The 11,969-nt window shown below is 61.1% G+C and carries 8 protein-coding genes; 3 read left to right on the forward strand and 5 right to left on the reverse strand.

Going from position 1 to position 11,969, the window contains the following annotated elements; genetic code table 11:
• Positions 1-528: 528 nt before the first annotated feature.
• Both AD665_RS10625 and AD665_RS10630 read right to left on the reverse strand, forming a co-directional pair.
• On the reverse strand, positions 529-1,365 hold the full coding sequence (locus AD665_RS10625) for an amino acid ABC transporter permease (protein ID WP_024777839.1): 837 nt from the start codon (positions 1,363-1,365) through the stop codon (positions 529-531).
• On the reverse strand, positions 1,362-2,183 hold the full coding sequence (locus AD665_RS10630) for an ABC transporter substrate-binding protein (RefSeq protein ID WP_024777840.1): 822 nt from the start codon (positions 2,181-2,183) through the stop codon (positions 1,362-1,364). The genes AD665_RS10625 and AD665_RS10630 overlap by 4 nt, the downstream gene beginning before the upstream one ends.
• A 113-nt stretch (positions 2,184-2,296) precedes the next feature.
• Here AD665_RS10630 and AD665_RS10635 point away from each other — a divergent pair, with 113 nt between their 5' ends.
• Both AD665_RS10635 and AD665_RS27830 read left to right on the forward strand, forming a co-directional pair.
• Complete coding sequence (locus tag AD665_RS10635) at positions 2,297-3,196, forward strand: homocysteine S-methyltransferase family protein (RefSeq protein ID WP_053192024.1); 900 nt, start codon at positions 2,297-2,299, stop codon at positions 3,194-3,196.
• Positions 3,197-3,430: 234 nt separating this feature from the next.
• A complete protein-coding gene (locus AD665_RS27830; RefSeq protein ID WP_231995005.1) occupies positions 3,431-8,383 on the forward strand; it encodes an OTU domain-containing protein in 4,953 nt (1,650 codons plus the stop codon).
• Between the two features lie 58 nt (positions 8,384-8,441).
• Here AD665_RS27830 and AD665_RS10645 read toward each other — a convergent pair whose 3' ends face one another.
• The 3 genes from AD665_RS10645 to AD665_RS10655 are packed head-to-tail and all read right to left on the reverse strand — an operon-like array spanning position 8,442 to position 10,220.
• Positions 8,442-9,119, reverse strand: a complete 678-nt coding sequence (locus tag AD665_RS10645; RefSeq protein ID WP_053192028.1) for a GNAT family N-acetyltransferase — start codon at positions 9,117-9,119, stop codon at positions 8,442-8,444.
• 10 nt (positions 9,120-9,129) lie between these two features.
• Entirely contained in the window at positions 9,130-9,576 is a 447-nt protein-coding gene (locus AD665_RS10650) for a GNAT family N-acetyltransferase (RefSeq protein WP_053192030.1), read from the reverse strand.
• Positions 9,577-9,578: 2 nt separating this feature from the next.
• The gene (locus AD665_RS10655) at positions 9,579-10,220 is read right to left on the reverse strand and encodes an FMN-binding negative transcriptional regulator (RefSeq protein WP_024777845.1); all 642 of its coding nucleotides are present in this window, start codon (positions 10,218-10,220) and stop codon (positions 9,579-9,581) included.
• Positions 10,221-10,320: 100 nt separating this feature from the next.
• Here AD665_RS10655 and pdxR point away from each other — a divergent pair, with 100 nt between their 5' ends.
• The gene (gene pdxR, locus AD665_RS10660) at positions 10,321-11,946 is read left to right on the forward strand and encodes a MocR-like pyridoxine biosynthesis transcription factor PdxR (RefSeq protein WP_053192032.1); all 1,626 of its coding nucleotides are present in this window, start codon (positions 10,321-10,323) and stop codon (positions 11,944-11,946) included.
• The last annotated feature ends 23 nt before the right edge of the window (positions 11,947-11,969 follow it).

Here is an 11,969-nt window from a genome sequence, read left to right on the forward strand (position 1 = left end):
TTTCTACCCCACACCGAACCCTGTCGAGTCCGCCGTCGAAGCGCCGGCCGTCCAGCCGCGCCTGGGTCTTGCTGGTCGGAGCGCTACTGCCCAGGGTGGCGTTGGCGAGGTTTGCGGTGTCATGGGCCGTGAGCAGGTCGACAGCTTCGGCGGCCTTGAATACGTTGCTACCCAGCAGGGCGTTGATGGCGGCATCGGGTTTTGCTGCGGGGCGACTGGCGACGGAGCGGCGGGTGCTTGCGCAATAGGGGCAGTTTTCGCAGGCTCGGTAGGTTTGGGGAGCTGGGCTACGGCAGGCACATGCACTTCGGGAGTTGTCACTGATGCGACCGACTCGTGAAGAGAGTCCGCACTTTAAACATTCCCTCTGGAGCGCGATGCCGGTCAACGCTGTGCCTCTGACGAGAGATCGCGACGAAGCCTGTAGGCCGGTCGCGTCTTGAACAAGCCCCGTCGCGTCTGCGTTCACGGTACGGGACGTTGCCCTGCATCACTCTCGGAACGGTCCGTTTGACAGCGACGGGGCTGTCAACTGCGCTTGAGGTACGCCTTCCCATAATGCCGCTCCATGCGCGCCTGGATCAGTTCCAGTGCGATGGACATCAGCCAATAGATGATCGCCGCCGTGGTGAGCATTTCGATGTAGCGATAGCTGGAGCGACCATAGGATTGCGCCAGGAACATCACTTCCCAGACGCCCATCACCGAGACCAGTGAGGAGTCCTTGAGCATGGAGATGAACTGGTTGGTGGTCGGCGGGATGATGGTGCGCATGGCCTGGGGCAGGGTGACGCGCCAGAAGATCACTGTCTCGCTCAGGCCCAGCGCCAGCGAGGCTTCGCGTTGGCCTTGGGGGACGCCGACGATGCCGGCGCGGAAAATTTCGCTCAGGTAAGCGCCGTAGTTCAGCGACAGGGCAATGATCCCGGCGGTGACGGCGCCTGGAACCACGCCCAGTTGCGGCAAGCCCAGGTAGATCAGCAGGATCTGGATCAGCAGTGGCGTGCCACGGAAGAAGGAGGCATAGAAACTGGCAATGCCGAACGCCACCGCGCTGTTGGACAGTCGTGCCAGGGCGGTGATGAAGCCCAGCAATGACGAAGCGACGATCGAGCACAGGCACAGGAACAGCGTCAGCACCGCGCCTTGCAGAAAACCGTTGGGTGCCAGATGCAGGCCGATCAGGTTCGGCAACTTGTCCAGGATGATCGAGAACTTCAGGTCGAAGCCCAGGAAAAAACTCGCGAACAGCGCCAGCATGACCGCCCAGGTCAGGTATAACCGTGTGCGAAAACCGAAGATTTTTTTCAGGCGCGACTCAGCCACCGGTTGCGGTGGCTGGGATGGTGGTGGAAAAGAGGTCATTGAGTGATGTCGGCGCCGATCCATTTCTGCGAGAGTTTGCTCAAGGTGCCATCTTGTTTCAACTGGGCGAAGACTTCACGCACCTTGCTGTCCCACTGGGCGTCACCCTTTTCGATGGCCACCGAGTTCGGTTCGGAGTACAGCGGCTCGCCGGCCAGTTTGAAGCGTTTGTCTTCGGTCAGGCGCGGTTGCGCGGTCACCAGATTGGTCAGCACCGCGTCCAGGCGTACTCCGGCGCCCAGGCCCAAGTCCTGGAAGGCCACGTTGTCGGTGTCATACGGGGCGATCTGTACGTTGTCGAACGGATAGCTCAGTTGGGTATCCTCGGCGCCTTCGATCACCAGGTTCTTGTTCAGGTAGCTCTCATAACTGGAGGCACTGGTGAGGCCGACCTTCTTGTCGCTCAGGTCCTTGGCACCATGGATCCGGTCGTCCTTGGCGTTGACCACGATCACTGCCGGCGAGGCGTAATACTGCACCGGGAAGTCGAACACTTCGGCGCGGGCCTTGCTCGGCGTCATGGAGCAGATGCAGATGTCATAGCGCCCGCTCCAGCGCCCGGCGGCGATCACGTCCCAGGACGGCGTTTCCAGGCGCAGCTTCACACCCAGCTTCTGCGCCACGGCTTTGGCCACGTCCACATCAAACCCGTCGAGTTGGTTCTGATCGTTGAGAAACGAGAAGGGCGGGTAGCTTTCCATCAATACGCCGACCAATTCTTTTTTCTGCTCGATACGGTCCAGCGTGGTGCCGGCAAACGCCTGCGAAGAGGCGGCCAGAAGAGTCAGGCCCAAGGCCATTAATGGTTGAAGTTTCATGTTAGGCCCTGGCTGAAAATACAGGTTGTGGTTAACCGAATTGTGCGTATTAAATAGTTATAAGAACAACTCCGGTAGTGAGTTATTTTCATAAGCTTATGAGTGAATCGCATATGGGCTCAGCAACGACAGTCATTCTCGACGGCGGCATGGGCCGCGAACTGCAACGCCGTGGCGCGCCGTTCAGGCAGCCCGAATGGTCGGCACTGGCCCTGAGCGAAGCCCCTCAGGCCGTAGAGGCCGTGCACGCGGCCTACATTGCCAGCGGCGCCAATGTCATCACCAGCAACAGCTATGCCGTCGTGCCGTTTCATATTGGCGAAGCGCGCTTCGCCGCCGAAGGCCAGGCCCTGGCAGCGCTGGCCGGCGAACTGGCCCGGCGGGCGGTGCAGGCATCCGGCAAAGCCGTACGGGTTGCCGGCTCGTTGCCGCCGCTGTTCGGTTCCTATCGGCCTGATCTGTTTGATGCCTCCCGCGCCAGTGAGCTGTTGTCGCCTCTGGTAACCGGCCTGGCGCCCCATGTCGACCTGTGGCTGGCCGAAACCCAAAGCTCGACGGTGGAAGCGAAGGCGATTCATGCCGGGTTGCCCCAGGATGGCAAGCCGTTCTGGCTGTCGTTCACCCTCAAGGACGAAGACACTGATGAAGTGCCGCGCTTGCGTTCCGGCGAGCCGGTGGCGGACGCTGCGGCCGTTGCGGCCGAACTGGGCGTCGAGGCGCTGCTGTTCAACTGCAGCCAGCCGGAGGTGATCGGTGCTGCGATCGATGCTGCCCGGCAAACCTTCGAGCGCCTGGGGGTGAAGATCCACATCGGCGCCTACGCCAACGCCTTCCCGCCGCAACCCAAAGAAGCGACCGCCAACGACGGGCTGGATCCGCTGCGTGAAGACCTCGATCCGCCGGGCTACCTCCAGTGGGCGGCGGACTGGCAGAAACGTGGGGCCAGTCACCTGGGCGGTTGCTGTGGAATCGGCCCGGAGCATATTGCGGTGCTGGCGCAGAAGTTGGCTTGAGCCGGTAGCGAATCATCGGCTGATCGATTGTCATCGCGAGCAGGCTCGCTCCCACATTTGGAATGCATTTCCCCTGTGGGAGCGAGCCTGCTCGCGATAACGGGCTTCAATTACCCATAAATATCAGCTTACGTTTCCCTCCCAGTTCCACTGCCCTCTATACATATGTACGTCATCTCGGGACGAACAGCGCGATAGGGTCCGGACTCTTTCAATCAGAACCGGACCATTGAGATGTCGATTTCCCCCAAGGATGAACCGGGTGCTGCGTCACCTATACCGCAATCAGAAACGATCGATGCCCAGGCGAAGGAACAGCTCAGGCAACTGGACTTGCTGGACACCCACCAGGTACAGCTGACCCATCTGTTCGCAGCCGTTCCCACCTTCGACAGGGTGATGGGCGCGCTGCTGGTCGGCCTGCTCAAGACCAGGATTCCCGCCAAGAAATTTCGTGCATCGCTGCTTCCGGACATCGAACCGGATCAATGCTATGTGAGCCGCTTCACCACGGGCCCGGACGGTGGGCGCATCCTGGCCGCCTCGGACAGCTTTACCCACGTCATGCGCAACTGTTTGCTCAGCGACACGGCGCCCGACTTTTCGAAGGGTGGCGTCGGGTTCTTTACCCGTTCGGATTCCCTGGAGGAGGCCGACAGCGTCTTTGCCGGCCCGCTGGACGAGCACACGTTGCGGGCCATGGAAGCCGTGTTCTATGTGGCCCATCCAGCCACGAATGAACGGGTGAAGCGTCAGTTCCGCGACGAACTGGTGCTCTTTCGTCAGCGCAAGGGCTGGGAGGTGTTGCCAGGCGTGGCGGCGTCATCCACGACCGAAGTCGCCCTCGCGCAGTTATTGTCCCGGCGCTTCCTGCATCTTTTCGACCTGTACAAAGCCGATCGGGATCCTGCCGCTCGACTCAGCCAGGGCGAGCGAATCCAGCAAAGCGATGAAGATCGCCTATTGGACATCATCACTACCCATCCTTCCCAGGCGGACAGAGGCCGCCTGTTGCGCGCACCGGTTCCCCATGCCTATGCGGTCAGGCTCGATAGCGGCGCCGCGCAGCCGCAAAAATGGCCTGCAGCGATGGTGATCAAGTTTACCGACCGGCCATCGCTGTTCCTGTATTCCCTGGAGCATGGGCTTCAGCGCTTCAACGCTTTCCAGGACCTGATCAGACAGGTATTTCCCACCTTTGAGGGCCAGGCGTGCAGGATTCAGGACATTTCCGTCGAACTGTCCGGGCATGTTTTCGAAGTGGCGGCGGCGGACCTGCTGCAGATGCAGCGTGCGGCGCTGGAGAAAGTCCTGGATGCGCCAGGAAACGCAACGGTGACGGTGGCTGACTTTGCCCGGCAAACCGAAGATGCCCTTGGCTTGCCCCTGTTGTCACTGGCCGGGCCACTGGCGGCCCGTCAGGAAACCTTGGTGGAAAACCGTCGCCCCGGTTTCTACAAGACCGCGACGTTTGCCGAGCGAGCCCATTATCGCCGTCTCGAAACAAAGGTATTCGAGGCCGTCTACACACTGGGCAGCGGTGTTCCTACCCTGGTGCAGTTCGCTCGCCGGAAGATCAAACAGTACCTCCAGCAAACCATCCACCCGCGCATCGACGTGGACCCGGACCAAACCCTGGTCAGGCTGTTCTACGGTGACCGGGCCAGCCCCAGGCAGTCCCGTACCAGCAGCTTGACCCAATTGATGCTCGACAATCTGCGGCCACGGCAATACCCGAACGCCATGCGCGAAGTGTTGGCGGTCTGCCTTCTGGATCAACACCGTCAACGCATCCGACATCCGGAAAACGGCTTCCTGATCACGGTGACCGGGGGCGAACTGGCCAGGATGGCGACGAGCCTCGATGTCGGTGGCAACTATGAAATCCTGCTGCGCCAGCAAATGAATGAACCTCGGTACAAGGCGGCTTGGCAGGCGTCGTACCGGGCCCACCTGGAATTCAAGGGCTATGAGGCTGCACTCAGGGGCGACGCAGTGTTCCAGGCCAGAGTGACGGATCCGGTTGCCAAGCCAGCCCATCCGCGAAAACTACTGGCTAGCTGGCTGGAGGCGGTCCTGCAATCACCCACGGCGGCGAATCGGGCCAGGGTGAGCGGGCGCAGGATCCATGTCCACGGTCTTCTCCTGGGCGGCAGTGTCAGCGCGCAAGGTGGTACGCCGCGCAACGCGCTCGGCATCGACGGTGTGCTGATCTTTTCAGACCAGCTTGGGCCGGACATCAAGGGCACCGTGGGCGTGTATTTACCGGACAGCCCCCAGGGCAATGACCTGCAAGAGTTTTCCGACCTGAGCGATGGCATTACCGGGCTGCTGCAACAGAAAGAATGGCGAGCGTATTTCCGTTCGCGCATTTGCGCCCTCGATCCAGAGGAGATAAAGCGCGCCTTGGGGCAGCACCGTGGTCGGCCCCTGATCAGTGGCGTCTTGATTACCGATGATTGGCTTGAGCGCTTTCACCGGGCCCACGTCAACTTTCACAGCGCCTATGCGGATCACCGCTCCAACAGCAACCGGGACATTGGCCTGCAGACCGTCGCGCGGCTGGTGATGATGACGGTTGAAATTGTCATGGACCTGGCCGGCCTGCTGTTGATCCCCGGTTTCCAGATGCTGACCCGTGCCGTCAGGACCGGCCTTTTGGTGCTCAGGACCGGTGCCGTGCCAACGAATACGACGACACTGGCGTTCGTCCATGCGGTGGCAAACACCCGGAAGGCTATCGGCTTCGGTGGCGTGAGCGTCAACGTGCGAGGGCGCTCCTCTTTCCTGGCGATAACGGCTCGCCAAAGCCAGGCTAAAGCGCCATTTGGATTGCCCTTGGAAGAAACGCTTTATCGGCGCTATGCCGTGGCGGATAGGTCGGTGCTCCGGGGAGTGTCAGCGGATGCCCAGGGCTTTTATCGCCCCACGATCACGGACAGCGTCACGGGGCGCTCTGCTCGCCAGGTGTATGTGCAGCAACCCGATGGCACGGTATTCCGGGTGCATGACCATACGTCGCTCAAGGCCATCGAGGCCACCATTGTCGACCCGGCGACGGGCTTGAATATTCGCTCCAGTGGCGTGATGAGGAGCACGGTGGCCCGCGCGCCCGATGGGCAGTGGCATGCCGTGGGCTTTGGCCTGGGCGGAGGGGGCAAACGCCCGAGCGGAGGACCTCCCCAACCGGGCCCGTCAGCCCCTAAGCAACCTTCGACATCGCTTCGCGCCGTGGCCGATCTGATCCGCACGTCAAACGAGTGGGACGTCGAGATCATGGATCTGGTCCCGTCACTCATCACCCGCCTTCCAAGCTGGCCGCAACGTCGCAGCTTGTTGATCGTGGATCAACGGCGTGGACGCCAGGACTGGTCGATACGCTTCACCCCCGGGCAAGAGGAAAGCGGCTATCCGACGGGCGCACATCCGCTCAGGTCCAACACTGACGTGGTGCTGATACGCACCGGTGAAAATCATTACACCTTAAGGTTGGCTGATAACACTGACGTCACGTTCGATGCCGACGGCAATTGCTTCTTCAATGCCGTTGCCCGGGGACTGAACGAGGGGCAGCCCCAGCCAACGTTTTCGATGCAGGGGCTGCGCAATGAAACCGCCGCCTATATCGACCTGCACCCGGAGATGAGTCATTACCTGGTGTCACCGCCCACCGGTTTGCAGCAGGCGCTGGCGGATAACGCACGCTCCCTGGAGAACTTGTTGGGCAAGGCCGCGGTGTATGACGTGAGTCAGATTGTCTATGGCACGCGCAACCCGCATAACCTGTTTCGACCGTTGGTGCATTTCCTGAACCTGTATGCCGACGACATGGTGCGCAGGACCTTGAGCCAAGCCCGGAAAGCCGACTTGCCACCCGAGATCCTGCAACACATCGGTAGCTACTTGTCCCCCCGGGCTCCGGGTCGTCCGATACTGAGCAGCATTCCTTACTACATGCAAACCGATCGATCCGTGCGGACCTTCTTCGAGGACACGTTGATACGTCCCATCGAAAATTCGGAAATTGATGAACTGCTCAACAATGAACACCTCATGTTCTCCCAGGACGTGATTCACATCATGCTCGAATACGGGGTCAGGGCCCGAGAGCTGACCGATCACCATCCAAAGAACAGTCTGGCGTATGTCCTCTACGATGACGCTCTGCATGGTCATCTCGACGATACGCAGCTAGAGGAACTGCTCAATGGTGCCTATCTGGTGGATCGTGATGATTTGAAAAAGGTCAAGAGACGGTACGAGCAAGAGACCGGCAATGTCATGGATGACGACTCGGAACTGTTGGAGCAGCACATTTATTACGACCGCGCCGAGGACCTGGCCGACCTGCTCACCGTGGCACTCGAGCGATTTCCTATGTTGCAGGCGCGGGCAAATATTCTTCTCAAGTCCCCGGTGATCGCTTCCAACCTGGGTGGCCTGTTTCCCGTGAGTCTGCTTTCACAATGGATTCGCAACCCGAGCATATCCAACATGCGACTTCAGCTCATCGGCGATTATGTCAGTGGTCGTTATGACGAATTGACGAGATACGGTGGCGTCGATATCAACTGGATGCGACCGTTCGATGACTGGAACCTGAACAGTCTGTTCACGCATCGGCAGGCTTTACTGGACTTCTTCAACTTTCTCCAGGAGGTCCGGTACTTCAAGGACAGTGACCTGTCGGCTGTCGCCAGGTTGTTCACTGCGCCAGGGCAGCGGCTTTCCAACAGCCGGGTGGCGATCCTGTTCAGCAGGCCGAACCTGTGGATGTCCATTCGTGCCATGCGCGGGATCTCGCGGGAAAGCGCCAGGGCCATCTGGCAGGATTTGACGGGCCCGGCATTCAGCGACAGCAATATTCGATTCGCCCTGGGGCGGCCCGGCTCGCTCAACAGCGAGTCGGCTTTCACGGAGGCGTTGATAGACAGCCTGGTCAATGAAGAGGCCCGGGCGCATCAGTTGATCATGGGGTCGTACACCATGAGCGAAAGACAGGCCCAGTACTTTCTCCATAATTTCGATTTCTCGCAGAGCCCGGCGGGGCACAGTCGGCTGGATTTCGCCAGTTACGTGAGCGCTCATGGATCGATACCGCAATGGGCCTGGCCCTATGCCCGAAGTGCGGTGACGCCCGAGGTGCTCAAACCCTTCCTGGCCACCCGGAAACCGCCTGAGTCCTGATAGCTTGCCTTGATCGATCGCCATCGCGAAGGGATTCGCGGTGGCGATCATCCATCACTCACTGCGATGAGCGACATTCCGCCAGGCTACGTACCTGTCCGTTCTCGCTTTGATTCTCTTCACTGAGCCATTGCTCGAACGCCGCGCCGATCGCCGGCCATTCCGAATCCAGCATCGAATACCACGCGGTGTCGCGGTTCTGTCCCTTGACTACCATGTGCTGGCGGAAGACGCCCTCGAACGTGAACCCCAATCGTTCGGCAGCGTATTTCGAGCGGGCGTTGGCGTTGTTGCATTTCCATTCCAGGCGTCGATAACCCAAAGCGAAGGACTCTTTCGCCAGCAGGTAAAGCGCCTCGGTGCTTTTCGGCGAACGTTGCATGGAAGCGCCGAACGTCACATGGCCGATCTCGATGCGCCCCTGGGCTGGCACGATGGACATCAGGCTGAGAATGCCCTGCACCTCGCCATTGGCGCGGTCGATCACCGTGAAGAAGTATGGGTCGATGTTCGCGGCATGATTACCGAGCCAGGCATCGAACGCCTTGCGCTCGGAAAAGGGGCCGTAGGGCAGATAGTCCCAGAGTTTCGGATCGGCGCCGGGGCCTTCCAGTGCTTGCCACAGACCGTCGGCATGGCGTGCCGGATCGAGTTTTTCCAGGCGGATGAAACGCCCTTCGATCAACTGTGTGAACGGTGCCGGAACCCCTTTCCAATCGGCAAGTGAAGTCAACATGCGGCGCTCCTTACAAGGCTTTGCGAAATTGGATGAAGCCGGGACGTTCGGCGATGCGCTCGTAGAGCTGGATCGCCGTGGCATTGGTTTCATGGGTCAGCCAGTGCACTTTGCAGCAACCATCGGCCTTGGCGGTGGCGTAGACGTACTCGATGAGCTGACGACCGACGCCGGTGCCACGGCTCTGCTCCGTGACCAGCAGGTCCTGCAGGTAACAGGAATTCTCGATGCTCCAATTGGACCGGTGATAAATGAAGTGCACCAGGCCGATGGCCGTGTCGCCGCGCCAGGCCAGGGCCCCGTGGGTCGGTTCGCGCTCATCGAGCAAGCGTTGCCAGGTGCTTTGGCTTACCGCATCTGGCAGTTCGGTGTTGTAGAACCTCAGGTAGGCCTGCCACAGCGGCAGCCACGCGGCGTGATCGTCAGCGGTAACAGGGCGGATCTCGATCTGGCTCATGTTCATTCCTTGGTCGAAAATTCGGACATCAGGCTCGCGACGGCTTGGTCCTGGGGATCGTGGCTGGTCGCCAGTCCCTGGCGCACACCCGCAGCATCGGCGGGGACGCGGTTCTGGCTGAGTTTGCGTTTGCCTTCAAGGCGCTGGATGGGCAGGGCGAAGCCGACGATGGCCTTGAGCATGCTGTCGATGTACTCAGCCGGTGCATCGTCGACGCTCCACGGCTGGGCCCGGCCGCTTTCGTGGCGGTCGGTGAGGGCACTCACCAGGTTGCGCAACCGGTGGGCATCATTGAACACCTCGGCGCCGCCATAGGCGTGTACGGCCTGGTAGTTCCAGGTTGGCACGACTTTGCCATGTTCGGCCTTGCTGGGATAGAAACCCGGGCTGACGTAGGCGTCGGCCCCGGCAAATATCACCAGCGCCTCGGCCCCGGATTCCAGGTCGCGCCATTGTGGATTGGCCCGGGCCATGTGCCCGTAGAGGCTGCCGTTGGGGCCTTGTCGGGTGTCCAGCAACAGCGGCAGATGGCTGGCCTGCAAGCCATGCTCGCCATGGGTGACCAGCAAGGCCAGGCGACACGCTTCCATCATCCGGTGTAATTGGGACAGGTCTTCGACGGCAAAGGCTTTGGGGTTGTACATGACGATTTTCCTTGGCGAATGCCAGCATCCTAGGCAGGCTATTGGTCTGTTGTAAGAGCCACTTAAGACCAATTCGATAGGTCCATTTGCGAGGGTTGTCATGAGCAACGCCGTGCCGCCATTGTCGTTCAACCCCACGGGAATCGAGCTGGACCGTCGTCAGGGGCTCAGCCGCCAGCTTTACCAGGCGCTGCGGGCGCGGGTGCTGGATGGACGGCTGGGCAGCGGCACCCGGCTACCGGCCAGTCGTGACCTGGCGGCGGCGCTGTCGATTTCCCGCAACAGCGTGGTCCGGGCCTACGACCAGCTCTATGCCGAGGGTTTCATTGAAGGGCGGGTAGGGGACGGCACTTACGTGGCGGAGCTGTCTTCTCTCATGCTGGGCCGGCCTCATCGCGAGCAGGCTCGCTCCCACATTGGAATGGGTACCGCCGGGGAAGCGAGTTTGCGCGCGAAGAGGCCCGGAGAGAAAAACATATCCACAAAAGTGTCCACAGGGTTTTCAACAGGCTTATCCACTGGGTTATCCACAGATTGGTTGGATTTGCCTGTGATTTCATCCAGTAAAGTTATCCACAGTGGTGCGTTGGAGCGGGTCGAAAAGCACCATTTACCCGCGCCTCCCAGTGGTCCGCCACGGGCGTTTAGGGTGGGCGTCCCGGCTTTCGATCTGTTCCCTTTCGACGTCTGGGCCAAGCTGAACGCGGCTTTCTGGCGCAAACCGGACTTGCAACAGCTGTGCTACGGCGACTCCCAGGGCGATGCCCGTTTGCGTGGGCTGATTGCAGCATATTTGCGCAGTTCCCGTGGCTTGCACTGCACGGCTGAGCAAATTGTGATCACCAGTGGCGCGCAGCAGGGCATCAGCCTTTGTGCACAGTTGCTGGTGGACCCTGGAGACGTCGTGGCAGTGGAAAACCCGGGCTACCGCGCAGCCGGGCATGCCTTTGCCGTGGCCGGTGCCGACGTGAGAGGCGTGCCGGTGGACGGTGAGGGCCTGGATTGCAGCGCGCTCGCCTCGTTGAACCCGTGTCGACTGGCCTACGTGACACCGTCCCACCAATACCCCACCGGGGTGGTGATGAGCCTCGCGCGGCGGCTGGAGTTGCTGGCCTGGGCCGAGCGCAACGACGGTTGGATCGTCGAGGACGATTACGACGGTGAGTACCGCTACAGCGGCGCGCCACTGGCGCCGTTGGCTGCATTGGATCGCCAGGGGCGCGTACTCTACGTCGGGACGTTCGGCAAGGTGGCGTTCCCGGCCTTGCGCCTGGGCTACCTGGTGCTGCCTCCTGGCCTGGTGGACGCCTTTGCCCGCCGGCGTGCCGTGGATGTGCGCCACTCCGAAGTCAGCACCCAGGCGGTAATGGCCGAGTTCATGGCGGCGGGGCATTTCCAGCGTCACATCAGGCGTATGCGGCGGGCCGCATTGGCGCGGCGTGATGCGCTGCTGGCGGGCTGGCCACAAAACATTGCGGGTGTCGGCGCCATGCCGACCGTCGTGGCCGGGCTGCATGTCACGGTGCCGGTGGACAGTGTCGAACGTGAGCGTGAACTGATCGCCCAGGCGACTGCGGCGGGGGTCGAAGTCAATGGCTTGAGCAACTATTGGCTGCCCAGCGCCACCTCGCCGGTTCGTGGCGGGCTGGTGCTGGGTTTTGCAGCCGTGCCACCCGCGGCAATCGCTGCCGCGCTGGCGAGCCTGGTGAACGCCTGGAAGCGCTGAGGCGTGAAGGCCGGGCATCGGCA

Origin of the sequence: Pseudomonas corrugata (assembly GCF_001269905.1) — a bacterium.
GTDB lineage: Bacteria > Pseudomonadota > Gammaproteobacteria > Pseudomonadales > Pseudomonadaceae > Aquipseudomonas > Aquipseudomonas corrugata.